18 protein-coding genes and 1 pseudogene are annotated in these 23,791 nt (G+C 71.1%); 8 read left to right on the top strand and 11 right to left on the bottom strand.

Going from position 1 to position 23,791, the window contains the following annotated elements; all coding sequences use genetic code 11:
* Positions 1–22: 22 nt before the first annotated feature.
* From OHB44_RS00765 to OHB44_RS00745, 5 genes are all read right to left on the bottom strand, one after another.
* On the bottom strand, positions 23–700 hold the full coding sequence (locus tag OHB44_RS00765) for a maleylpyruvate isomerase N-terminal domain-containing protein (protein WP_238687609.1): 678 nt from the start codon (positions 698–700) through the stop codon (positions 23–25).
* 105 nt (positions 701–805) lie between these two features.
* Positions 806–1,189, bottom strand: a complete 384-nt coding sequence (locus tag OHB44_RS00760) for a TFIIB-type zinc ribbon-containing protein (RefSeq protein WP_210782052.1) — start codon at positions 1,187–1,189, stop codon at positions 806–808.
* 22 nt (positions 1,190–1,211) lie between these two features.
* Entirely contained in the window at positions 1,212–1,844 is a 633-nt protein-coding gene (locus tag OHB44_RS00755; RefSeq protein WP_238687608.1) for a phosphoribosyltransferase, read from the bottom strand.
* A 41-nt stretch (positions 1,845–1,885) separates the two neighbouring features.
* Positions 1,886–3,235: a glycosyltransferase family 87 protein gene (locus OHB44_RS00750; protein WP_330439365.1), complete on the bottom strand. Its 1,350-nt coding sequence runs from the start codon at positions 3,233–3,235 to the stop codon at positions 1,886–1,888.
* Between the two features lie 50 nt (positions 3,236–3,285).
* Positions 3,286–5,808 (bottom strand): putative bifunctional diguanylate cyclase/phosphodiesterase, encoded by a 2,523-nt coding sequence (locus tag OHB44_RS00745; protein WP_330439364.1) that lies wholly within the window; start codon positions 5,806–5,808, stop codon positions 3,286–3,288.
* Positions 5,809–6,556: 748 nt separating this feature from the next.
* On the opposite strand from OHB44_RS00745, the gene OHB44_RS00740 reads away from it, so the two are divergent.
* The 5 genes from OHB44_RS00740 (at position 6,557) to OHB44_RS00720 (ending at position 12,663) form a co-directional block, all read left to right on the top strand.
* The gene (locus OHB44_RS00740) at positions 6,557–9,661 is read left to right on the top strand and encodes an AfsR/SARP family transcriptional regulator (RefSeq protein WP_330439363.1); all 3,105 of its coding nucleotides are present in this window, start codon (positions 6,557–6,559) and stop codon (positions 9,659–9,661) included.
* Between the two features lie 260 nt (positions 9,662–9,921).
* Positions 9,922–10,413: a cyclic pyranopterin monophosphate synthase MoaC gene (gene moaC / locus OHB44_RS00735; RefSeq protein ID WP_210782042.1), complete on the top strand. Its 492-nt coding sequence runs from the start codon at positions 9,922–9,924 to the stop codon at positions 10,411–10,413.
* Positions 10,410–10,880: a MogA/MoaB family molybdenum cofactor biosynthesis protein gene (locus OHB44_RS00730; protein WP_091397543.1), complete on the top strand. Its 471-nt coding sequence runs from the start codon at positions 10,410–10,412 to the stop codon at positions 10,878–10,880. The genes moaC and OHB44_RS00730 overlap by 4 nt, the downstream gene beginning before the upstream one ends.
* 101 nt (positions 10,881–10,981) lie before the next feature.
* Positions 10,982–12,238 (top strand): molybdopterin molybdotransferase MoeA, encoded by a 1,257-nt coding sequence (locus OHB44_RS00725; RefSeq protein WP_238687604.1) that lies wholly within the window; start codon positions 10,982–10,984, stop codon positions 12,236–12,238.
* Positions 12,235–12,663: a molybdenum cofactor biosynthesis protein MoaE gene (locus OHB44_RS00720; protein WP_330439361.1), complete on the top strand. Its 429-nt coding sequence runs from the start codon at positions 12,235–12,237 to the stop codon at positions 12,661–12,663. The genes OHB44_RS00725 and OHB44_RS00720 overlap by 4 nt, the downstream gene beginning before the upstream one ends.
* A 4-nt stretch (positions 12,664–12,667) precedes the next feature.
* Here OHB44_RS00720 and OHB44_RS00715 read toward each other — a convergent pair whose 3' ends face one another.
* Together OHB44_RS00715 and OHB44_RS00710 are read right to left on the bottom strand one after the other, a co-directional pair.
* Positions 12,668–14,134, bottom strand: a complete 1,467-nt coding sequence (locus OHB44_RS00715; RefSeq protein ID WP_238687602.1) for a glycosyltransferase 87 family protein — start codon at positions 14,132–14,134, stop codon at positions 12,668–12,670.
* A gap of 214 nt (positions 14,135–14,348) precedes the next feature.
* A complete protein-coding gene (locus OHB44_RS00710; RefSeq protein WP_238687601.1) occupies positions 14,349–14,894 on the bottom strand; it encodes a DoxX family protein in 546 nt (181 codons plus the stop codon).
* A 133-nt stretch (positions 14,895–15,027) separates the two neighbouring features.
* On the opposite strand from OHB44_RS00710, the gene OHB44_RS00705 reads away from it, so the two are divergent.
* Entirely contained in the window at positions 15,028–15,576 is a 549-nt protein-coding gene (locus OHB44_RS00705) for a GNAT family N-acetyltransferase (protein WP_091396674.1), read from the top strand.
* 23 nt (positions 15,577–15,599) lie between these two features.
* On the opposite strand, the gene OHB44_RS00700 is transcribed toward OHB44_RS00705, so the two are convergent.
* The 3 genes and pseudogenes from OHB44_RS00700 to OHB44_RS00690 form a co-directional block, all read right to left on the bottom strand.
* The gene (locus OHB44_RS00700; RefSeq protein WP_091396677.1) at positions 15,600–16,841 is read right to left on the bottom strand and encodes an ATP-binding protein; all 1,242 of its coding nucleotides are present in this window, start codon (positions 16,839–16,841) and stop codon (positions 15,600–15,602) included.
* Positions 16,842–16,997: 156 nt separating this feature from the next.
* Complete coding sequence (locus OHB44_RS00695; protein ID WP_330441164.1) at positions 16,998–17,447, bottom strand: LppU/SCO3897 family protein; 450 nt, start codon at positions 17,445–17,447, stop codon at positions 16,998–17,000.
* Positions 17,448–17,844: 397 nt separating this feature from the next.
* Positions 17,845–18,327, bottom strand: a pseudogene (locus OHB44_RS00690) (LppU/SCO3897 family protein); the annotation flags it as partial.
* Positions 18,328–18,744: 417 nt separating this feature from the next.
* Between OHB44_RS00690 and OHB44_RS00685 the strand changes: the two are divergent.
* Entirely contained in the window at positions 18,745–19,749 is a 1,005-nt protein-coding gene (locus tag OHB44_RS00685) for an EamA family transporter (RefSeq protein ID WP_330439360.1), read from the top strand.
* Between the two features lie 10 nt (positions 19,750–19,759).
* Complete coding sequence (locus OHB44_RS00680; RefSeq protein ID WP_266304123.1) at positions 19,760–20,413, top strand: prepilin peptidase; 654 nt, start codon at positions 19,760–19,762, stop codon at positions 20,411–20,413.
* Between the two features lie 181 nt (positions 20,414–20,594).
* Here OHB44_RS00680 and OHB44_RS00675 read toward each other — a convergent pair whose 3' ends face one another.
* Entirely contained in the window at positions 20,595–23,774 is a 3,180-nt protein-coding gene (locus OHB44_RS00675; RefSeq protein WP_330439356.1) for a UvrD-helicase domain-containing protein, read from the bottom strand.
* Positions 23,775–23,791 lie beyond the last annotated feature (17 nt).

Below are 23,791 nucleotides of genomic sequence, written 5' to 3'. Positions count from 1 at the left end.
CGACGCGGCAACCCGTCGTCGGTCAGCCGAGCAGTGGGAACCAGCCCGCCGACTCGCCCAGTTCCAGCCGGTCCCGGTCGGTCAGCGGGACGCGCCCGGTGGCCTTCAGCAGGAAGTCGTGGTCGTCCCATGCGCTGGGTCGAACGGTGTCGTCGCTGAGCAGGCCGTCCATGGTCGCTACCGCGACGCGTACCGCCACTGGGCCGGGCGGCGGCGCGTCGGGCAGTTCCAGCGTCAGGTCCAGGTGGTGGACGGCGGCCTCGGTGGTCAGGGTGGCGAGGAAATCCGGTACGCGCAGCACGTGTCCCTGGGTGGTCACGTACCCCTCGGGGTCGGCTGACGTGGCGGCGCGGACCGCCGCCGGCGCGGTGTCCCGCCAGAGTTCGACGATCCCGGTCGGACGGTCGAAGGCGGCAGCCGATCGGCGGACCCACCAGGCGTGCCGGGCGGCCTCGTCGTCGCTGGCGGGAAAGTCACGCCAGTAGCTCACGTCGTCGACGTCGGCGGGACCGTCGACGGGGCTGGCCAGGGTGACGAGTGCCCGCTGGGCGTCGCCGAGCACGTGCAGGAGCAGGTCGGCGATGAGCCAGCCACGGCAGCGGGTTGCTCGTTGCAGGCCGGCGTCGTCCAGGCGGCCGACCACCGCGGTGATCCCGTCGTAAGCCTGGGCCAGCGCCTCGTCCGGTCGGATCGCGGTCATGCGAATCAGCCTCGCATGAAGGATTGCCCCCGCCAACGATCAATGGCCCGGGTGGTGTGCCCGGGCCGACGCGTGGATCGACCCGGGCGGAACGTCGGCTCCGGCTCAGCCGAACATGTCGTCGAGGAAGCCCTTGCGCTTCTTCTGCCGGTAGTGGCCGTGGTAGCCGTGGTGCTGTTGCTGCTGGTGGCCGTACGCCGGCTGCGGCGGGTAGCCGTGGGCGGGCGGGGGCGGCGGCGGGACGGCGCCGTAACCGGGCTGGTGCGCCGGGGGCGGCGGGGGCGGGTAGCCGGCCGGCTGCTGCGCGGGCTGCCCTGGCGCGCCGCCGGCCTGTTGGCGGCTCCAGTTGGCCTCCGCCTCGAACAGCTTCTCCAGCTCGCCGCGGTCCAGGAAGATGCCTCGGCACTCCCCGCACTGGTCGATGACGACGCCGCTGCGCTCGTACTGGCGCATTTCTCCGTGACACTTGGGACAGGTGAGGCTACTCATCGCCCGACGGTACCCGTTGTTCCTATGCAGTTGCTGTGAGCGCCTCGGTGACTTCTTCGTCGGACACCTCGTGGAAATCGTCGTAGTAGACGCTGACCGCGCCGAAGTCCGCCGGGCGTTGCGCGCAGATGACCTGGTCGGCCTCGGCGGCGAGCAGTTCGTACGCCTCCTGTGCGCCGACCGGGACCGCGACTACGACGCGGTGTGCCCCGAGTTGGCGGACGACCTCGACGGCGACGCGGGCGGTTGCGCCGGTGGCGAGGCCGTCGTCGACGATCACGGCCGTCCGCCCGGTGAGGTCCACCTGTGGGCGGTCGCCCCGGTAGAGCCGTTCCCGGCGCTCCAGTTCGGCCTGCTCCCGATGGCGGACCTCAGCGATGTCGTCGCTGCTGAGTCGGCTGGCCACCGCGTCGTTGAGCACCTGGACACCGCCGGGCCCGAGTGCGCCGAAGGCGACCTCCCGAGCCCACGGCATGCCGAGCTTGCGGACGACGAGCACGTCCAGTGGTGCGCCGAGGCGTTCGGCGACGACCCGGGCGACCGGCACGCCACCACGGACGAGGCCCAGGACGACGATGTCCGGTTCGCCGATGAGCGCGGTGAGCCGTTCGGAGAGCACCCGGCCGGCGTCGGCCCGGTCGCGGTACGTGGTCATGCCTTCAGGTCTACGCCCTGACGCGCCGTTCCGCTCGGAAGTTACGCCGAAGTGGTCCGACCGGACCGCTCATCGGCAACCGCGGCGGTCGGTGTGTCGCCAGCGCGGTGCAGGGCGGGAGCCCAGGTCAGCAGGGCCAGTGGGTACAGCAGGTAGCCGAAGCGGGTCGAGGGCATCAGGGCGATGGCGGCGAGCAGCCCGTACCCGCAGATGAGCGCGGTGGCGACGGCGGTGCGGGGCGGGCGGCGGGCGAGCCGGACGGCGATGGCCACTCCGGCGGCGACCAGCAGCCCGGCGGCGATCAGCCGGCCGGCGGGTAGCGCGTTGGCGATCAGGTAGCCGGGGAACGGGGACTGCGCTGGGCTGGTGACCAGCCCGTGGCCGAGGGGGAAGCGCAGCACGTTCTCGGTGAGGGCATCGCGGTCCACCAGCAGCGCCGGTAGTAGTGCGGCGATGGGCAGTCCGATCGCGCCGATGGCGACTCGGGTGCCGGCGCGTCGGGTCAGGCCCCAGACGATCAGGACCAGGGCGACCGGCCAGGCGAACAGCTTCAGCGCGCCAGCGAGTCCGACCGCGAGGCCGGCCCGGCCGGGGCGGTCGGCGGCGGCGAACGCGAGGGCCAGCAGGCAGAGCGCGAGTACGGGTAGGTCGTCGCCGCCGGTGGCGAGGGTGAGGGCACAGATCGGCAGTACGGTGGCGGCCTGCACGCCGCGCAGCAGGGCGGCGTCCCGCCGGTGGGTCGCGGAGCTGGTGGCCTGGCCGGTGGTGGCGGGTGTTCTGCGCAGGGCGACCACGGCCAGGGCGAGGGCCAGCGCGGTGCCCACCGCGAACCAGACCCGGGAGTCGGTCCACCAACTGTCGAGCAGTGCTCTGGGTAGGCCGAAAACCGCCATGCCGGGCTGGTACGGGGTGTAGCCCATCAGTTGCTCGCCAGGTGGCAGGGCGGCGATGGCGTCGGGTCCGAGGTACGGCGTGCCGTGTTCCAGGAGGCGACTGCCGGCCTGCTCGACGACCAGCACCTCCTCCTGGGCCCGGTCGGTACGTCCACCGGCGCGGTCGATGCTCTGCCAGGCCAGGGGCAGCAGTGTGGTGGTGGCCCAGGCGAAACCGGTGACCGCCCAGCGGGCCGGCAGACCGGTCAGCCGGGAGGACGGAGAACGTCGACGCAGCAGAAGTTGGGCGATCACCGTCAGCGTCGCGAGCAGATAGCCGACGGCGGCGACAGCGCCCCAGGCGCGGTGCGGCAGCAGGGTCGACGTCACCGCGGTGATCGCGGCGAAGGTGGCCGATACGGCGTAGAGGCCCAGGTCGAGGGCGAGTCCGCCGGCGGCGTCGTCGAGTGTGCGCCAGTGCCAGCGACTGCGGTGGGCGGTCGGGTCGTCGACGATCACGCGCGACAGTCTGGCAGACCGGGCTGGCCGGGCAGCGGGGCGATGTCTGTTCAGGCGGGCAGGTGTGGCAGGCGGTCGGGCCTGGAGCGGCCGCCCTGGCGGCGGTTCTGGCTCAACCGGATCACCGCCCCGGTGTCGTGCAGCGGCGCGGCGAGGGTGCCCGGCCGGCCGCCCGAGCCGCGCTGCATCGCCGCGAGGAGGGTGCCGGACGGCATCGGTCGGGCGAACAGATGCCCCTGGCCGGCGGCGCAGCCCAACTCCCAGAGGGCACGCCGCTGCGGCTCACTCTCCACCCCCTCGGCCACCACGTCCAGGTCGAGGCTGCGACCCAGGTCGAGGGTGGAGCGGATGACGGCGGCGGCCTCCGCCGAACTCTCCATCGTCGTCACGAAGCTCCGGTCGATCTTCAGCTCGTGAACCGGGATTCGGGAGAGCAGCGAGAGGGACGAGTAGCCCGTGCCGAAGTCGTCCAACGCCAACCGGACTCCCTCGTCGCGGAGTCGGCTGAGCACCCGGTCGACCACGTCGAGTTGGCTGAGGGTCAGCGTCTCGGTCAATTCCAGGACCAGCCGGTCCGGTGGTAGGTCGTGGGCGCGGAGGCGGGCCAGCACCGAGCCCGGGAACCGCGCGTCGAGCAGGCTGCGCGGGGACACGTTGACCGCGACCGGTACGTCGAAGCCGGCGTCGCGCCAACTCACCGCCGCGATCAGCGCCTGGTCGAGGATCGCTTCGGCGAAGGCCGGTAGCAGTCCGGACCGTTCCACCGCCTCCAGGAACCGCAGCGGGTCGATCAGACCGTGGGTGGGGTGGTGCCAGCGGGCCAGGGCCTCAGCGCTGGTCACCTCACCAGAGCCCAGGTCGACGATCGGTTGGAAGTTGACGACGAACTCGTGGTCGGCGACCGCGCGCGGTAGGTCGCCGCCGAGGGTGAGGCGACCGAGGTCGGCGGTGTCGCGGGTCGGGGCGTACGTGGCGATCCGCTGCCCGGCCCGCTTCGCCTGGTACATGGCCACGTCGGCGCGGCGCAGCAACTCGGCCATGCCGCCGTTGGACGGGGCGCCGGAGATCCCGCCGCTGGCCTCGACGCTGATGCGCATGCCATCCAACTCGAACGGCTCGTGCAGAGCGGCGAGCAGCGTCTCGGCGCGGTGCGCGGCGACCGCCGGGGCCGGCAGACCGCGCATGAGTACGGCGAACTCGTCGCCGCCGAGGCGGGCCACCAGGTCGCTCGGCTGGGCGGCGCCCCGTAACCGGTCGGCCACCTGCACCAGCACCTGGTCGCCGGCGGCGTGCCCGAGCGTGTCGTTGACCTCCTTGAAGTGGTTGAGGTCGATCAGCACCAGCGCGGTCACCCCGTCGGCATGGCGGGTGCTCAACTGTTCGGTGCCCTCGTCGAGGAGGTGCCGGCGGTTGGCCAGGCCGGTCAGCGCGTCGTGCGAAGCCGCGTACGCGTGCTCGTCGGCGACCCGGGCCAGTTCGGCGTACGCCTGGGCGTTGCGGACTGCGGTGCACAGCGCGGAGGCGAAGGTCCGCAGGGTGTACTGCTCCCGCTCGGAGAGCTGGACCGGGCCGCGGAAGCGCAGTCGAAGCATGCCGATATCGACAGTCCGGTCGTGGCCTTCCAGCGGCGCGGGGACGATGGTGCCGTCCACGTCGGTGGGCGTGCCGGTCGGACCGTCGAAGGTGATGCCGCCGGTGCCGCCGCGTACGGTGCGGTCGCCGTCGCGTAGCTCGATCTCGACCTCGTCGGCGGAGAACAACTCGGCGGCCTGGGTGACGGCTGTGGTGAGGACGTTGTCCAGGTCGACCACGTTGAGCGCGTCGGTGGTGCGGGCGAGCCGCTGCCACGCCTGCTGCTCGGTGCGGCCTCGAATGCGCGCGGAGTAGGCCAGGTGCAGGCTCAGAACCAGGGGCGGGACGGCGAGCAGGAGCCGGGGGTCCGCCTGGAGGGTGAGCAGGGTCAGGGCCGCCACCACGAACCGGACCGCGTAGCCAGCCAGGCGAAGATCCAGGTTGCTGCGGAACTGAGTTGAGATCTTGGTGCCGGAGGCGAGCGCGATCACCGGGATCGCCAGCACCTCGTCGAGGAAGGCGGCGAGGAGGTACGTCACCGACAGGATCCCCACCAACTGCGGGGCCTGCATGGCGGGCCAGGTCCAACCGAGCAGTGCGAAGGCAATGCCTGCTCCGGCCGCGACGAGGATGTTCTTGCCGACGCCGAAGGCCAGCTTCATCGGTGGTAGGCGGGCCGAGGCGATGGTGATCCCGATGCAGGTGCAGAGCACCACCCATGGAACGGGAGCAATGGCAGCCGCAATGACGATGGCGGCCTCACTCCAACTGATCAGGTGCACCGTGGACCGGACACGTACGCGGGTCTTGACGAACGCACCCAAGGCGATCATCGCGGTCAGCGTTACCAGCGTTGCCGCGTCGGGTGTCGGAGCCTCGGCGGCAGGGAAGGTCAGTCTGAGGGAGGCGAGCGCAACGATCGTGGCAGCAACGACGAGGAGACCGACGATCAGCCGTAGCCGTCGATCGGTCCCGTCATCGCGTCGTTGTGAAGAGGCCACGCAACTCCTGGATTACCTCGCCTGTCGTGCTCGCAACCATATCGCCGGGCGCTGCAGAAGTCCTGCACCGATGTCAGCCCCACTCGTTTCCGCGCATTTCACCCACCCTCTCCTTCGTGTGGTTGTCAGGCTCTGTCGGAGCCGACTCTCTACGAAAGGAGCTTAAATGGGGTTGGCCCTAGTTAGGGATGATAAATGTCGTTATCCTCAACATTAGTTAATCCTGTGCGCATAAGTGACATTCTGTTTGCGTTCCGGTGCGGAGAGCGCTGGGATGCTCGCCTGTTGCATCCGGTCCGTCGCGGAATGTCGTGAGCGGTGCCGACTGATTAGACCGCGCCCTCAGTGTGGGTGCTGTGGTGCCCCCACTCATCCGCCGATTCGGTCGACCGTTCGTCAACTTCAGTCAGGAGTCCCCTTCGTCGACTGTGGGCGCACCGGTCGCAGATGAACATTGATGAGGGTGGCACTGCCCCGGACCGTTCGCGGGTTCGGGACCGAAGTCGGGGCCGAAACCACTAGTTGCTAGTTGGGGCTTTCGCTCCTTTTTCCCGCGCTGCGGCAGGAGTCGAGAACACTGACGCAACTGGTGGTTCTTGCAATGTTCGCATTGCGCTTGTCGGCCCGCTGCGGCGGACGGCCGCAGGAGCGTTCGCATCGGCAGCTTGATTGGCATCGGCCGTTACGTCCGGTGCCCGTAAGCTTCGTTGCGTGATCGGCTGAATACCCCGCTGAAGCAGGGGGACGGGTGGAGATTCAACTTCTGGGCGGCCTCTCGGTGCAACTGCTCGCTCGCAAGCTGCACCTGGGTACGCCTAAACAGCAGGCTGTGCTTGCCATGCTCGCGGTCCACCCCGGGCAACTGGTGACCCTGAGCGACCTGGTCGACGAGCTGTGGCCAGACAGGCCGCCGCGCTCCGCAGTGGCGAACGTACGGACCTACGCCGCCAATCTGCGCCGAACCTTCGAGGCTTCCGAGTCCGGTCGGGGTGTCCTTGTCAGGCAGCAGAGCGGCTACCGGCTCACCCTTGGGCCGGAAGCTATTGACGTGTTTCTCTTCGAGATGGAGTGCGCTCAGGGTCGCGAAGCCCTGATAGCCGGCCACGTCGACCGCGCCCTGGAACGGTTGGGGTCCGCCGTGGCGCGCTGGCAGGGTGCGATGCTCGCCGGCATAGCGCTCGGGCCCGTGCTCGACGCGCGTGTGGTGGCCGCCGAGGAGAAGCGCCTGCTGGCCGTGGAACTCCTTGCCGATGCGCAGCTCAGGGCGGGACGGGGCGACCAGGCAATCCCCCTGTTACGGGAGGTCATCGCCCGTCATCCCCTCCGGGAACCGGCGTACGTTCTCCTCGTGCGGGCGCTGCACGAGCGCGGCGACCACGCGGGTGCGCTCGTCACGTACGACGAGGTTCGGACGAAGCTGATGGCCGAACTCGGCGTCCTCCCGGGTTCCGACCTCCAGGCTCTCCACCGCACGATCGTTTCGGCGGTGCCATCCCGGCGACCGGTGAACCGCGCCGCATCCCGTCCGACTGGCCAGAGCGCCCGCCCTGATACGAACTCAACTTCCACAGTCGGTGTCCTTGTCCCCGTAAGAGCACCTCAGCCCGACCTGGTGGATCACCTCCCCCGAGCGGTCACCGACTTCGTCGGCAGAGAGGACGTCGTGTCGCGGCTGCTGGCGGAGACCTGGCGGGTCGAGGAGCGGGTGCCAGCCGTCCACATCATCGACGGCATGGCGGGTAGCGGCAAGACGACCCTCGCCGTGCACCTGGCCCGTCGGTTGTCCGATCGGTACCCGGATGCCGCGCTCTTCATCGACCTGTGCGGGCACGGCGAAAAGAACCGGGTCGAGCCATCGAGTGCTCTGGTTACCCTGCTTCGACAGTTGGGCGTTCCGGCTGGCCGTGTACCGGTGGAGTTCGACGACCGGGTGGAGTTGTGGCGACAGGAACTGGCCTGTCGGAGGTCAGTGGTGGTGCTCGACAACGCGGCGAGCAGCGAGCAGATCATGCCCCTGCTTCCGGCCGAGCCGACCACCGTCGTGCTGGTTACCTCGCGGCGGCGTCTGTCCCACCCGGATGTCGGGCCCTCGCAGACGCTGCCGCTCCTGAACCGACAGGAGAGCGTGGATCTCCTCAGCCTGAGCATCGGTCGGGACAGGGTTGAGGCCGAGTCGGAGGCGGCCGCCGAGGTGGTGCGTCGGTGCGGGTATCTCCCACTGGCGATCCGGCTGGCCGGTGCGCGGCTGGCGCACCGGCGCGGCTGGCGGTTGGCGGACCTTGCCGAGCAGATGGCTGGCGACGCTCCGGTGCTGCACCACCTGGCCCAGGAAGAGAGCACTGTCACCGGAGCTTTCGCCGCTTCCTATGAGCCGCTTGCCAGTTCGACCAAGCGTGTCTTCCGATTCCTGGGCCTGTATCCCGGTAGTCGCTTCAGTACGCCGGCAGTCGCCGCGCTGACCGGGCTGACGATCACGGAGGCTCGCGCGGCGCTCGACGACCTCGTCGACAGGAACTTGGTGGAGGACGTGGACTCGACGCGATACCGACTACACGACCTCATGCGGCAGTACTCCATCGAGCTGTGTTCGCATACCGACTCCGGGAGCGACCGAAAGGCCGGGTTGGCTCACCTGTTCGACTTCACTCTGGCGGCGGCGTTGAGGGTCGCCAAGACGCTGGAACTCAACGACCTGGAATCTCGCGTCACACATCTCCCGTTCGGGCGACCTGAGTTGGTCGACGCGATCGGGGAGCCCACCGCTGACTGGTTGGAAGCGGAGCGGACGGACTTGGTGACGATGGTGAGGGCAGCGCTCGACGAGGGCTTCCACGAGCACTCGTGGCGGCTGGCCCGTGCCCTCTGGCGATTTTGTTACATCCGCGGATACTTCGAGGACATCATCACGACCCACCGGCACGCGCTGACCGCAGCGGACGCATCCGGGGACGTCGGTGCGGCGGCATTGATGAGCAACTACCTCGCGTCCGGATATATCCGGACTGGCGACAACCGGGAAGCGCTGCACCATCTGACCCGCGCTGTCGCCCTCTCCAAAGACTCGCGGGACGTGCTCAGAACCGCGCGGTACCGCGCCAATCTTGCTGCTGTTTACTACTGGAGCGGCAACCTGACTGGAGCGGTGAGGGTCGGTTTTGAGCGCCTGCGTGACTACAAGGGATACGGCAGAGTCAAGGTGCCGATGGCGCTACCGAACCTCGGCATGGCACTTACCTCACTCGGTCGCTACGAGGAGGCGTTGCGCCTGCATCGCCTGCACCTGGCGTGGGCCCGGACGAACTCCGACGTCTTCCACACACTCAACGCCCTGAGCCACATCGGCGCCGTGCGGGTCCGAATGGGTGACCTTCCGCAGGCGATCCGAATCCTCCTGGCCTCGTTGGCGCTGCGCGATCGCACCGGCCACCGGTACGCCGAGGCCGAGGTACGCAACGACCTTGGGATCGCCTATCGCGGTCTGGGTCGTCTGGTGGAAGCCCAGCAGGAGCACGAGTTGGCCCGGGAGCTGTCGATCGGTTCCGGGGAGCGACACGTCGAGGCGGCTGCGCTCAACGAACTCGGCCGCACCCTGCTGGCGCAGGGGCGGGGCGGCGAGGCGTTCGACGTGCATCAGGAGGCGTTGCGGTTGGCCACCCGGATCGCGCACCCGCACGAGCAGGGTCGAGCGTTGGCCGGTCTCGCCGAACACTTCGCCCGCATCGACCCGGCCGAGGCGCGGAGGCACTGGGAGCGGGCGTTGGCGATCTTCCGACGGATGGGCGTGCCGGAGCGCTTCGAGGCCGAACGTCGCCTCGCCGAGTTGACCGGCGCGACAGTGGTCGCAGGGCGCTGACCAGTCAGCACGCGCTTATCGATTTCTTATCGGCGGGCCCGGTAACTTACCGGCCGTATCGGCGAACGGGGGAGGTTCTGCCAGTGGCAGAACCGGGTCGTCGACACGCGCCCGCTGCCGGGTCCCCCCAGCGACCTCGGCGACGGGCTGGTGAGGGAGGAGCGGCGTCCGGGCCGTTGCGCCGTCAGCACCCGGTGCGGTCGCCAGCGTGACGCCGCTCCTTCCGACCGCCGTCGTACCGCACCGATAGACTCACGACCGTGACCGAACCCGCGCAGCTCAGCCACGTCGATCGCGCCGGCGCGGCCCGCATGGTCGACGTCTCCGCCAAGGCGGTGACGGGTCGGTTGGCCGTCGCGGCCGGCCGTTTGCGGACCACGCCCGAGGTCATCGACCTGCTCCACCGCGACGGGCTGCCCAAGGGTGACGCGTTGGCCGTCGGGCGGCTCGCCGGGATCATGGGGGCCAAGCGCACTCCTGATCTGATCCCGCTCTGTCACCCGATCGCCCTGCACGGCGTCACGGTCGACCTGCGGTTGACCGCCGACACCGTGGAGATCACGGCCACTGCCCGCACGGCGGACCGGACGGGGGTGGAGATGGAGGCGCTGACGGCGGTCGCTGTCGCGGGTCTCGCCCTGGTCGACATGGTCAAGGCGGTCGACCCGGCGGCTTCGGTGGAGGCGGTCCGGGTGCTGCGCAAGGAGGGCGGCAAGACCGGCGAGTGGGTTCGGCCGGAGGACCGGCAGTGATCCGGGCTCGGGTGATCGTCGCGTCCAATCGGGCCGCGGCCGGTGTCTACGCCGACACCAGCGGGCCGTTGCTCGTCGCCGGCCTGCGTGAGCTGGGTTGCCAGGTCGACGACCCGGTGGTGGTGCCCGACGGTGAGCCGGTCGGCGACGCTTTGCGGGCCGCCCGCGCCGACGGTGTCGAGGTGGTGCTGACCAGCGGTGGCACCGGAGTGACCCCGACGGATCGGACCCCGGACGTGACACGGGGCCTGCTGGATTACGAGATCCCCGGCATCGCCGAGGCCATCCGCGCGCACAGTCGTGACCGCGTGCCGACGTCGGTGCTGTCCCGGGGCCTGGCCGGGGTCGCCGGTCGGATGCTGGTGGTCAATCTGCCCGGCTCGACCGGCGGCGCCCGCGATGGCCTGGCCGTTCTCGGGCCGATCCTCGGCCACACCGTCGACCAGCTCCGCGGCGGGGACCACTGACCGCTCCGCGGCAGCGGCCACTGACCGCTCCGCGGTGGCGGCCACTGACCGGTGCGCGCCAGGCCCAGGCGGGTGTCGGTCCGTGCCGATAGGCTCGGTCGGTGAGCACGGAAACCGCACCCACAGCGGATCGGGTCACCGCACCCCCGCCAGCCGGGTGGGAGGAAGCCCGTTCGCGGGTCTACGCGGTCGGTCTGGCCGCCGCGCTGCCCGCCACCGCCCGACCACTTGTCGACACCGACGGGTCGACCCTGGCCGAGCCGTTGACCACCCGCACCGACCTGCCGGCGTTCCCGACCTCAAGCGTGGATGGCTGGGCGGTGCGCGGCAGTGGGCCGTGGCGCGTCGTCGGCCGGGTCCTGGCCGGCAGCACCCCCGCGCCGCTCACCGAGGACGACACCACCGTCGAGATCGCGACCGGTGCGATGGTGCCCGAGGGCGCCACCGCCGTGCTGCGGGTGGAAGAGTCGACGAGCGCTGACGGCCTGGTCACCGGCGTTCCCCGGGAGTCGCCCGAGTGGCGGAACCCCGGCGAGGAGGCGTACGCCGATGAGGAGTTGTTGCCGGCCGGCACGCCGGTCGACCCGGCGGTGATCGGCCTGGCAGCCGCCTGCGGGCACGACACGCTGCGGGTCCGGCGGGTGCCGCGCGCCGCGTTGCTGGTCTTCGGCGACGAACTGCTGACGGCGGGCCCGCCCGCGGCCGGTCGCATCCGCGACGCGCTGGGTCCGGCGGTGCCGGCCTGGCTGCGGCGATACGGCTGCCAGGTCCGCCCATCCGACGTGGTCGGCCCGGTGGCCGACACGCTGCCCGCGCACGTGGCGGCCCTACGCTCGGCGCTGGGCCACGCCGATCTGGTCTGCACCACCGGCGGCACGATGAACGGCCCGGTCGACCACCTGCACCCGACCCTGGAGGCGCTCGGCGCCGACTACGTGGTCAACACCGTGGCGGTCCGCCCGGGCTTCCCGATGCTGCTGGCCCGGCTGACCGGCTCCGACGGGCGGGCCCGGTTCGTGGCCGGGCTGCCGGGCAACCCGCAGTCCGCCATCGTCGCGCTGGTGTCGCTCGTCGCCCCGCTGCTCGCCGGCCTCCAGGGTCGGTCGATGCCGGTGTTGCCGCAGGTCACGTTGGCCGAGGCGGTGCCCGGTCGCGGTGACCACACCCACCTGGCGTTGGTCCGACTGGACCGGTCCGCCGGCGTCGCGTTCCCGGTCCGTCACGTCGGCTCGGCGATGCTGCGGGGCCTGGCCGGCGCCGACGGGTTCGCTGTCATCCGACCCGGCACCAGCGGTGAGCCGGGCGACCGGGTGCCGATTGTGCCACTGCCGTTGTTTCCCGGGGAGCGTGCGTCGTGACGGCACCAGCGATCACCTTCGGCGAGGTCACCGACCAGCCGCTCGACCTCGCCACGCACGAGGCGGCGGTCGCCGACCGTCGGGCCGGCGCCGTGGTGTCCTTCCAGGGCGTGGTCCGCGACCACGACCACGGTCGCCAGGTCAGCAGACTGGAGTACGAGGGGCACCCGAGCGCCGAGCAGGTGCTGCGCGAGGTGGCCGCCGAGATTGCCGCGGAGCCCGACGTCTACGCGGTGGCGGTCTCGCACCGGGTCGGCCCCCTGGTCATCGGTGACGTGGCGCTGGTCGCCGCGGTCAGCACCGCACACCGGGCGGCGGCCTTCGCGGCCTGCGCCCGGCTGGTCGACGAGGTCAAGGCGCGACTGCCGATCTGGAAGCGGCAGGTCTTCACCGACGGCACCGAGGAATGGGTCAACTGCCCCTGACCGCTCAGCGGCGGCCGTTGACCACCACGGCTCGGGCGAGCCGGTCGCCGTAGAACGCCGGCTCCGCGCCTGGGCGCCAGGGCAGCGCGGCGACCAGGATGATCAGCGCGAGCGCGAGTGAGTTCTCCATCAGTGCCCCGAACAGGCCGTCCTGGTAGTGCGACATCTCCGGCAGTTGGTGTTCGTACGGCCAGATCGGAGAGATCAGGAAGAGCAGGTAGAGCCCGATCGCGGCGAAGCCGTGGCGGAGCCCGGTCAGCGCCGGGTACCAGATCGGCGGGCGGAGCCCGTTGACCCCGGGTAGACCGCCGAAGGCCGGCCCCTGGCCGGTGCGCTGCGGCATCCCCCGGCTCGCCTCGCGGCGACGCACGGCGGCGTCGGCCAGCACGATGATCGCCGGGATCACCCAGACCAGGTGGTGCGTCCAGGAGATCGGGCTGATCACGTTCGCGGTGAGACCGACCAACGTGAAGGCGGTCAGCTCGTCACCGTCGGCGCGGGAACTGGCAGCCCGGGACAGGCCCAGCGCCAGGACCAGCACCGAGAAGGCGAGCCACAGCAGCCCGGGGGTCTCGATCGAGTCGTACAGCCGGGCGAGCAGGCCGGCGAGGGACTGGTTGGGCGTCATGTCCGCCGCGCCGACCCGTTCGGTCTGCCACAGCACGCTGCCGAAGTAGGTCCGCGACTCGTCACCGACGATCGCGAAGGTCCCCACCGTCACGCCGATCGTGGTGCCGATGGCGGTGGCCGCCACCCGCCACTGACGGGTGATCAGCAGGTAGGCGATGAACAGTGCCGGGGTGAGCTTGACCGCTGTGGCGAGGCCGATACCGGCCCCGGCCCAGGCTCCGCCGTAGATGAAGCGCAGCAGCGGGCCGTCGGTGGCGGCGTAGTGGGTGCCCCGGCGGGACCGCCAGCGCAGGCCGATCAGGTCAGCCATGATCAGGGCGAACAGCAGGATGTTGACCTGGCCGTAGCCGAGGGTCTCCCGAGCTGGCTCGATGGCGACCGCGAGCGGCACCGCCAGGGCCACCGTGAACCACAGTGGCCACCCCAGTCGATCCACGATGGGTCGGAGCAGCCCGGCCAGCACCAACGCCAAGGCCGCGATGCTGGCGGCGGCGTTGACCAGGCCGGCCGCGCCGATCGGCAGCTGCGCCATCGGCAGCATGACCAGCCCGGCGAAGGGCGGGTAGGTGAACCCGAGTGTGGTTTCGGGCGCGATGAACTCGTAGAGCTCGTGACCGCTCGCCCACCACACCACGGCACCGTGGTAGATCTTCATGTCGAAGAAGTTGTACGGCCGCCCGAAGGTGCCGATGGCAAGCCATGCGGCATAGGCGACGGCGGCCACGATGGCGCCCCGTACGACGTTCCTGCGATCGATCCCGCGCGTCACACGGTCGATCCCGCGTGACACACGTTGGATTGGGGCGAGGCGGTCCGCCCGTCTACCGACATCCGTCGGCATGGCGTGGCCACCCCCGTACCAAGGTCGTCCTACCCGTCCAGGTCCTGCACGGAGCCTAGAACGGCGCCTCACGTCAGTGCCTCCCGCGTTATGCGACCGTGTCCGATCCCACACATGTTTTTTACATTTCCACCGCGTTAACGCCTACCGGGTGGTTCAGGTGATTCGTGGCCTTAGCGAGGGTGGGGGTGGGACGCAGACGGATCGACGCAGGTCAGCCGGGGAGTCGACGTGCGGTGGCCGCGGAGCGGACGGCGATTCGGGCCTCGCGGCGGGCGGTCCGGACGGCACGTTGCATGGAACGTCGAGAGTGGCCGATGCGATGGCCCGTCCGCCACCGCAGACCCGGCTTGCCTTCGGTGTCCGCCGCGGCGAGCAGCAGACCGCCGAGGAGCCCGAGGTTCTTCAGGACGTGAATCTGATTGTTGTTCTTGGCGATCGGGTCGTCGTTGTTCCAGAAGGGATGCCCGGCGATGGTCACCGGCACCAGTGTGCCGGCCAGAACCAGCGCCGCGGGTCGACTGAGCCGGCCGGTGGCCAGCATCAGACCGGCGCTGACCTGCACGGCCGCGTTGAGCCGGATCAACGTCTCGGTGTCGGTGGGGAAGCTCGGGTGTGCCTTCTTCAGCACCGGTGCGACCTTGTCGGTCACCGGTTTGGCGGCCACCGTGAGCCGGCCGGGGTCGCGTAAGTTGCGATACCCGCTGACCACGAAGATGCCGCTCAGCATGGCGCGGGCGAGGGAGCGTACGGGCGTCATGGATCAGTCATACCCCGTCGCGACGTTTGCTACCCCGTCAACCGCAGGATCGGATTGGTGTTCGTACACGTACGCCACGCCGAATCGAGCGACAGTCACTGATGGACGGGCGCCGGCGGGTAACGTCGCGCGGGTGACCACGCTGCGGCTACGCCCCGAGGACCCGGCCGACGCCGGCCCGGTCCGCCGCGTACTGGCCGCCGCCTTCGCCCGCCCGGACGTGGCGACGCCGCCGGAGGTCAGCCTGGTCGACGAGCTACGCGACACCACCGCCTGGTTGCCGGAGTTGGCCATGGTCGCCGAGTACGGCGGTGAGGTGGTCGGCTACGCGCTGCTCACCCGGGTACGGCTGCGGCCGGAGCGAGGCTCGGACGTGCCGGTCCTGGCCCTCGGCCCGGTGGCGGTCGCGCCGCACCGACAGCGTGTCGGGCACGGCACGGCGGTGGTGCAGGCCGCCCTGGACGCCTCCACCGAGTTGGGCGAGCGGCTCGTCGTCGTCCTCGGCGCTCCGGTCTTTTACCGCCGGTTCGGGTTCGGCCCGGCGAGTGAACTGGGCCTGACCGGCCCGTGGGCCGGCCTCGGTGAACCCTGGCAGGCGCTGGTGCTGCCGCCGTCCACCAGCGAGGAGGGCCCCCCGCCGCGCGGTGAGGTGCTCTTTCCGGCGCCCTGGTCGAAGGTCTGACCGAGTCCACGCGATTGCCGGGGTCAGGCCGGCTGCGTCCGCAGGTACCGGCCGAAGTGCGGGACGGTGAAGGCGACAGTGCCCCGCTCACCGGAGTAGATCAGCCCCTTCTTGATCAGCGCGTCCCGGGCCGGGGACAGACTGGCCGGCTTGCGGCCGAGGGCACGGGCGATCTCCGCGGTGGGCACCGCGGCATCCATGTCGTCGCGGACCACAGCGCCGGGCTCACCCTCGACCGCGGACATCATGGCCATCGCCCGCATGTATTCGCGTTCGGCGGGAGTGGCCCGTTCGAAGCGGGAACCGAAGAACCCGACCGCCAGCTCCGCCTCCGCCTCCGGCGCGGCGACCCGCACATCGGCGGCGGTGATCGGCGAGCGTGGCGCGTGGTCCCAGGTGGCCTTGCCATACGCCTGAACGAAGTAGGGATAGCCGCCGGACTTCTCGTAGAGCAGGTCGAGTGCCTTCTGCTCGTACTCGACCTCCTCGCGCTCGGCGGGCGCGCAGAGCGCTCGGTCGGCGGCGATCCGGTCGAGCCGGTCGATGCGTTGATAGCGGAACAACCGTTCGGAGTACGACTTGGCGGCGCTGAGCACGGCCGGCAGGTGCGGAAGGCCGGCGCCGACGACGATCAGCGGCGCGCCGAGCTGGGACAGCTCGTGGCAGGCGGCGCAGAGCGCCGACACGTCCTCCGGGCCGAGATCCTGCATCTCGTCGATGAAGATGGCGATGCCGGTGCCGACGTCACTGGCCACGGCGGCGGCGTCACTGAACAGCTCGACCAGGTCGATCTCGATGTCGCCGGAGTCGGCCCGGCCGCTGGCGGCCGGCACGTCGATGCCGGGCTGCCACCGGTCGCGCAGCTTGGTGGCGGCACCGGCCCGGCCGGTCGGGTTGGATCGCTGGGCGAACGCCTTGAGGACGCCGAGGAACGCGTCGATCCGGTCCGGTGCGCGGTGGCGGGGGGCGAGCTCCCGGACCGCCATGTGCAGCGCGGCGGCTACCGGTCTGCGCAACGACTGGTCGGGTCGAGCCTCGATCTTGCCGCTGCCCCAGAGCCGGTTGATCGCCTGCGACCGGAGCGTGTTGAGGAGAACCGTCTTGCCGACGCCGCGCAGCCCGGTGAGCATCAGGCTGCGTTCGGGTCGACCCCGGGCGATGCGTTCGAGCACGATGTCGAAGACGTCCAGTTCCCGCCCCCGCCCGGCAAGTTCGGGCGGACGCTGACCGGCGCCCGGCGCGTACGGGTTGCGGACCGGATCCACGCATCGCAGATTATCGGGCCATCTAGCTGCGAGGCTAGACATGGATAGATGGGGCTACCGGCGTGTCGAGACCGTCGACCATAAACTAGGGCTGTCTAGCGTGGACGCTAGACAGCCCTAGTTTTGGCAATCGGACCGGCGATCGGCCAGATCGGGCTAGCGCTTCTTCAGACAGAGCACGTAGTCGAGCAGGTCGACCGAGTTGTCGTGCACGTAGTTGGCGGTGGCCTGTGGCGCGAGCGTCTCGCACCGGTCGCCGTCGGTGGTCGCCGGAATTCGCAGCAGCACCTGGTAGGTGTTCGGGCCGCAGGGCACCTTGCGGAGGTCCGCGTCGTTCTCACTGCCGTCGTTCACCACGCAGTCACCCCTGGCGAACTCCTCACCCGGAGTAGGGGCGGCCGACGTCGGGGCGTCGCTGGGCAGCGCGGGTGGAACGACCGGGGCACTCGTCGATGGGGCACGCGCCGCGTCGCTGCCAGCGTCGGCCACCTTCCACACCGCCCACCCGGCCAGGCCGAGGCACGGACAGAGCACGAGCAGCACCACCACAGTGATGATGAGAGCGACGTTACGTCCGGTCTTCTTCGCCGGCGCGACGGGCGGCATCCCGTAGCCGCCGGGAGGCTGCTGATCCCACGGCCCGGCTGGCTGACCGGGCATCGGGCCCGCCAGTGGATACGGCCCGGCCGGCGGGAACGGCCCGGGCGGTGGGTAACCCGGGCCCGAGGTGGGCGGCGGCGCCCACATCGGCGTGGTCGGCGGCTCCGGGTTGGAGGGCGGCGGCGCCCACATGGGTGCCGTCGGTGGCTCGCCGTCGGTCGGGGGAGGACCCCACTGCTGCCGGGTCGGGTCGTCCCCGGCCGGCGGGGTGCTCAACTGGGGCACCGTCGGGTCGACCGGTGGTGAGCTGGCCGGCTCGTTGGGTGGGCGCTGGTACGGATCGTCCGGCTGATCGGAACCCGCAGGTCCGTAGGTCGTCATGTCATCCCCGGGGTGGGTGGTCTCAGCGTTGCTTGAGGCAGAGGACGAAGTCGAGAGTGTCCAGCTCACTGTCGAAGAAATACCAGTTGGTGTAGCCCTCGACCTTGCCGCACTTGGCCTCGGCGTCCCGCTCGCCGCTGGTCGGGCCGTCGATCCGGCTCAGCACCTCGTACGACTTCGCGGTGCAGCCGCTGATCAGCAGCTTCGGCTTGCCGCCGGCGGTGCCGTCGTTGCGGACGCACTGGCCGACCTTCGCGAACCGGGGATCGGCCGACGACTCCGGCGCGGCCGCGCTCGGCACGGGCTCGACCACGTCCGCGCTGGGCTCACCGGCAACGGCCGAGTTGCTCGGCGCGGCTGCCGGCGCTGGGTCGCTCTGCCCACGGCGCAACCAGAACGCGCCAGCGACGGCCACCACCAGCAGGACGACGGCCAGTACCGCGATCAACGGCCCCCGACCGCGCCGGCTCGGTGCCGGATCCTCGCCGTACGGGTCGTCGGGCCGGTACGGCTGCCCGTCGTACGGCGGGGTCGGCTGGTACGAGCCGCCGTAGGGCGTGCGGGGCTCGTGGCCGTAGGGCGTGTCAGTCCCGCCACCGTAGGGAGCGCCGGGCGTTGCCCCGTAGGGCTCGCCGGGCGCCGCTCCGTAGGGCGGGGTGGGTGGGCCGCCGTACGGCCCGGGACGTCCCTGCGGTGCGGGCGGGTACGACGGGACCGCCGGCGGGTAGGGCTCCGACGCGGGCGGGTAGGGCTGCTGCGCCGGTCGACCGGGCGTCTCGTCGGGTCTCTGCCCACGCCACGGCCCTGGGTGGCCGCCCCCCGGTTGTCCGTAGTTCGTCATGCCGCCCTCCTGCACGAGTGGTGAGAGGCCGGCCACCAAAGCGCGACGCGGGCTCCGGGGTCACCGTAGCGTGGTCCACTGATGAGCTCACCTCCACCGAGCACCACGGCCCTCGCCGGCCGTCGTGCCAGCAGCACGCCGACAGTGATCTGGACCGCGTTGATCGTGGTCTACGTGCTCTGGGGGTCGACCTATCTGGCCATCCGGATCACCGTGGAGACGATGCCTCCGCTGCTGTCGGCCGCCCTCCGGTTCGCCGTGGCCGGCCTGGTCCTGGCGGTGGTGCTGCGACTGCGTAGAGGCCCTGGCGCGCTGCGGGTGGACCGACGGCAACTCGGCTCGGCCGCGTTGGTCGGAGTGCTCCTGCTCACCGCCGGCAACGGCCTGGTGGTGCTCGCCGAATCGGGGCCGCCGGGAGTGGCGGTGCCGTCCGGGATCGCCGCGCTGCTGGTGGCCACGGTGCCGCTGCTGGTGGTGCTGTTGCGCTCGGCCACTGGGGACCGGCCGCCGATCTGGACGTTCGCCGGGGTCACACTGGGCTTCGTCGGCCTCATCCTGCTGGTGCTGCCGGGCGGTAGTTCGGCAGCGGTGCCGCTGCTCGGGGCGTTGACAGTGGTGGCGGCAGCCACCTCCTGGTCGGTCGGGTCGTTCCTGTCCGGACGGATCCGGATGCCCGCGGACCCGTTCGTGGCCACGGTGTACGAGATGATGGCCGGCGCGCTGGTGCTGGTGGCCGTCGCCGCCGGCCGGGGCGAACTGGCCGACTTCCACCCGGCGGAGGTGAGCACCCGGTCCTGGTTGGCGCTGGGCTACCTCATGGTGGCCGGCTCGCTGGTGGCCTTCACCGCGTACGTCTGGCTGCTGCACAACGCGCCGATCTCGCTGGTGTCGACGTACGCCTACGTGAATCCGGCGGTCGCGGTGGCGCTCGGCGCGCTGCTGGTGGCCGAGCCGATCACCCCGCAGGTGCTGCTCGGCGGCGCTGTCATCGTCGCCGGGGTCGCCCTGGTGGTGACCACCGAACGGCCGCGTCGGGCGGGCACAGGATCACGATCGGGGGACGCGCCGGTGCGCGACCGCCAGTAACGTCCGGTCCATGTCGGCCGCCGCGCTGGTGTCGATCGCGCTGCTCGGCGCGCTCGTCGGCCTCGTCGTACCAGTGGTGTCGCGGCGCTTCGCCACAGCGGACGCCCGGCCACTGACGTTTCCACTGCCGCAGCCGGTCCGACGGCCGTGGGCCGACCCGATGGTGGCGACCATCGTCTTCGTCGGCCTTGCCGTCGCCGTGGGTGACGACCCGGCGCTGCCGGTCTTCCTCGCGGTCGCGGCGGTCGGTCTGGTGCTCGCGCGGGTCGACCTGGCCTGTCTGCGGCTGCCCGACCCGTTGGTGCTCGTCGCCGGGTTGCTGGCCCTCGGAGGGCTGACCACAGTGGCGCTGCTGTCCGGCACTCCCGGCCGGCTGCTCGGCGCGATGGGAGGTGCGGCAATCGGTGGCGCGGCGCACGTGCTGCTGGCCTTGCTGCCCGGCTCACGACTGGGTTTCGGGGACGTGAAACTCGCCGCCGTCCTCGGCCTGCCGCTCGGCTGGTTGGGGTGGGAGGTCCTCCTGACCGGGCTGCTCCTGCCGCACGTGCTGCACGGCGGTCTGGTGCTCGGCCTGCTCGCCGCCCGAAAGGTGCACCGGAACACCCTGCTACCCCTCGGCCCGGCCCTGCTGGTGGGCACCTGGCTAGCCCCCCTCCTCACCTAAAGCGCCCCGCCCCGCCCCGCCCTGCCCCGCCCCCGGCCCCCCGCCCCCGGCTTCGTCGATCTTGCAGTTTCTGCGCCGACATAAGGTGCATTCCACGCACAACGACGACCGAAAGTGCAAGATCGACGGGGTGGAGGGGCGCGGGGTGGAGGGGCGTGGGGCGTGGGGCGTGGGGACCGGGTTAGATCAGGCGGAGTTGGCGGTCCTTGGGGCGGCGAGGCTCGGCTTCGCCGAAGCGTTCGAAGAGGCCGGGGTCGATGGTGTTGAGGAACGGCGAAGGTGTGCAGTCGCGCTCGGTGCCGTGCCGGGTGCGGCGGGCGGCGTGACTGACGTACAGCCGGTCCTGAGCCCGGGTCAGGCCGACGAAGAAGAGTCGGCGCTCCTCGGCCACGGCGTCCTCGTCCGGCGTCGAGCCCGGCCAGCGCAACGGCAACAGCCCGTCCTCGACACCGACCAGGAAGACCACCGGGAACTCCAGGCCCTTCGCGGCGTGCAGGGTGAGCAGCGTGACCGCCTCGGCGCGCGGGTCGAGCGCGTCCACTTCCGCTCCGGTGGCCAACTGCGACAGGAAGGCCTCCAGGTCGTCACCGCAGCGTCGGGCCAGCGGGGTCAGCAGGTCCACGGCCGAGCGGACGTCCTCGGGTCGGACCGCGTTGCTGGCGCCGTCCAGGGTGGGCACGGCGAACCGCTCGGCCACCACCTGACCGGCCAGCCGCACCCGGGCGGCAAGTGAGCCGGCCAGACCGTCGGCGTGCCGTAGCTCGCGGGCGATGGCGGCCACCCCGGGCCGATCCCGCAGCCGATCGTGGGAACGCTTCTGCACGGGGATGTTCGCCCGGGTCAGGGCGTCCACGATCGGGGCGGCCTGCGCGTCGGTGCGGTACAGCACGGCGATGTCGGAGAACGACAGCGACGTGGACCGGCCGTCGATGCGGCCCGAGTCCAACGAACGGTGCGACAAGCCACCGACCAGATCGTCGACGGTACGCACCACGAAGTCGGCCTCCTCCGCCACGGACGCCGCCGGGTAGCGCCCGACCAGCGGAGCCTCCGGGTCGAGCCGGGCCGGGTCCAGTCGCCGGCCCCGGACCAGCGAGGACGGGGCGATGGCCTGCACGGCGGCGGCCAGGATCGGGGCCGACGAGCGGTAGTTGCGGTTGAGCCGGACCAGTCGGGCGTCGGTGAAGTCCTCGGAGAAGCGCAGGAAGTAGCCGACGTCGGCACCCCGGAACGAGTAGATGGCCTGGTCCGGGTCGCCGATAGCGCAGAGGTTGCCGTCGGCGGGGCTGAGCAGCCGCAGCAGCTCGTACTGCACCTCGTCGACGTCCTGGTACTCGTCGACGAAGATCCACCGCCAGCGGTCCCGGTACCGATCGGCAAGCTTCCGGTCGGCCCGCAGCAGCTCCACCGGCAGGGTCACCAGTTCGTCCAGGTCGACCAGGTCCTGCTTGCGCAGCAGCGACACGTACGCGGCGCTGTCGCCGCCGGCCTCGGTGCGTGCCGCCGCCCGTTCGGCGTCGTCGGCGATCCGGAAGTCGGCCGGCAGACCCGCCGCGCCGGCGTTCTCCCGCAGGATGGTCAACCCCAAGGCGTGGAACGTGCCCACCGTGACGTCCTCGGCGACCGGACCGAGCAGGCCGTCGAGGCGGTGCCGCAGCTCCTCGGCTGCCCGACGGGTGAACGTGATCGCGAGGCAGTGCTCGGGAAAGACGTTCAGCTCCGCGCAGAGGTACGCGATCCGGTGGGTGAGCGTCCTGGTCTTGCCGGTGCCCGGACCGGCCACGATGAGCAACGGACCGCCGGGTGCGGAGGCCGCCACCCGCTGCATGGCGTCCAGTCGGTCCAGCAGGCCGGTGCCGACCTCCTCCATGCCGGAGAGCATCGGCTCGAACGGCTCGTGCGGAGACGGCGGCGACGCGATCGGCGGCGCGGGCACCGGGACCGGCTTCCGCTTCGGCTCCGCCTTGGCCGCCGCCGGGCGCTTGGCCGGGACCCGGGGAGCCGGCTCCGCGGGCCGTCGCTGCGCCGGCACCGGTACGTCGAACAGCGTCTCCTGCGCGCCCAGCTCGGCCCTGTCGAAGAGCGTGATCACGCCGTACTCGCCGTCGTAACCGGGCACCCGGCGGACGTCGCCGCGCCGAAGCCGTCCGATGCCCTCGGCGAGCAGCTCACCACCGGCCTGCGCGATGTCGGTCAGCGGGGTCGTGGTCAGGATCTCCAGCTCGGGGCCGAGTGCGGCCAGCAGCTCGTTGAGCCGCCCCTCGACCTTCTTCGACCGGGCACCCACCTTGTTGATCTCGCCGAGGATCTCGGCCAGCGGTACCAGGTGGGTGACGTCCCGGGCGTGCGCCGGCCGGTGACCGTCCGGGCGGTCGGCCAACTCCTCGATCCGGCTGAGGACACCCACGGTGAGGGGTTTGCCGCACTCGGGGCAGCGCCCGCCGGCCGCCCGGGTGCGCTCCGGAGACCAGTTGACCCCACACAGCCGGTGCCCGTCCGCGTGGTACTTGCCCTCCTCCGGGAAGAACTCGATGGTGCCGGCCAGGCCGTCACCGGTACGCAGCGCTTCCCGAACGGCGAAGTAGTCCCGTTCGGCGGTCAGCACTGTCGCCTCCCGGCCGAGCGCCGGTGGCGAGTGCGCGTCCGAGTTGGACACCAGTTGGTAGCCGTCCAGGCTGCCGACCCGCCAGTTCATGGCGGGGTCGGAGGAGAGCCCGGTCTCCACGGCGAAGATGTGCTCGGCCAGGTCGGCGTAGCAGTCCGCTATCGCGTCGAAGCCGGACTTCGAGCCCAGCGCGGAGAACCAGGGAGTCCAGATGTGTGCCGGCACCAGGTAGCCGTCCGGGCTGGCCTCCAGCGTGATCTCCAGCAGGTCGCGGGAGTCCAGGCCGAGGATCGGTCGGCCGTCGGAGCCGAGGTTGCCGATCCGGCCCAGCGCGGTGTTGAACCGGGCCACCGCGTCCAGATCCGGCAGGTAGATCAGGTGGTGCACCTTGCGGGTCCGGTCGTCCCGCTTGTAGATGGTGGAGATCTCCACGCTCAGCATGAAACGGACCGGGTCCGCCTCCGTCGTGTGCGCGAGCCGGGGTGGCAGCCGACGGGCGATGTCGCGTTCCGCCTCCGGGTCGAGCCGGTAGAGCCCCGGTTCGGCCGGGCGCAGCGTCTCCCGCAGGTGGTCGTACCAGGCGGGGTGGGTGAAGTCGCCGGTGCCGAGCAGGCCGATGCCCTTACGCCGGGCCCACCACGCGAGGTTCGGCAGGGTGAGGTCACGGCTGCACGCGCGCGAGTACTTCGAGTGGATGTGCAGGTCCGCGACGAATGGCGGTAGGCCACCGGGGGGTACGGCGCTGAACGGGGGCACGCCGCATCCTGTCACGC

Origin of the sequence: Micromonospora sp. NBC_00821 (assembly GCF_036347035.1) — a bacterium.
Taxonomy (GTDB): Bacteria; Actinomycetota; Actinomycetes; order Mycobacteriales; family Micromonosporaceae; genus Micromonospora; species Micromonospora hortensis.
Note: the sequence above shows the minus strand (reverse complement) of the source record. Positions and strands in the feature narration are given on the sequence as shown.

What these genes read in the sequence shown, in the direction of transcription:
- OHB44_RS00760 (WP_210782052.1), bottom strand. Translation starts at nt 1,189, where the DNA reads ATGAGTAGCCTCACCTGTCCCAAGTGTCACGGAGAAATGCGCCAGTAC.
- OHB44_RS00715 (WP_238687602.1), bottom strand. Translation starts at nt 14,134, where the DNA reads ATGCCGACGGATGTCGGTAGACGGGCGGACCGCCTCGCCCCAATCCAA.
- OHB44_RS00765 (WP_238687609.1), bottom strand. Translation starts at nt 700, where the DNA reads ATGACCGCGATCCGACCGGACGAGGCGCTGGCCCAGGCTTACGACGGG.
- OHB44_RS00695 (WP_330441164.1), bottom strand. Translation starts at nt 17,447, where the DNA reads ATGCCGCCCGTCGCGCCGGCGAAGAAGACCGGACGTAACGTCGCTCTC.
- OHB44_RS00710 (WP_238687601.1), bottom strand. Translation starts at nt 14,894, where the DNA reads ATGACGCCCGTACGCTCCCTCGCCCGCGCCATGCTGAGCGGCATCTTC.
- OHB44_RS00680 (WP_266304123.1), top strand. Translation starts at nt 19,760, where the DNA reads ATGTCGGCCGCCGCGCTGGTGTCGATCGCGCTGCTCGGCGCGCTCGTC.
- OHB44_RS00685 (WP_330439360.1), top strand. Translation starts at nt 18,745, where the DNA reads ATGAGCTCACCTCCACCGAGCACCACGGCCCTCGCCGGCCGTCGTGCC.
- OHB44_RS00755 (WP_238687608.1), bottom strand. Translation starts at nt 1,844, where the DNA reads ATGACCACGTACCGCGACCGGGCCGACGCCGGCCGGGTGCTCTCCGAA.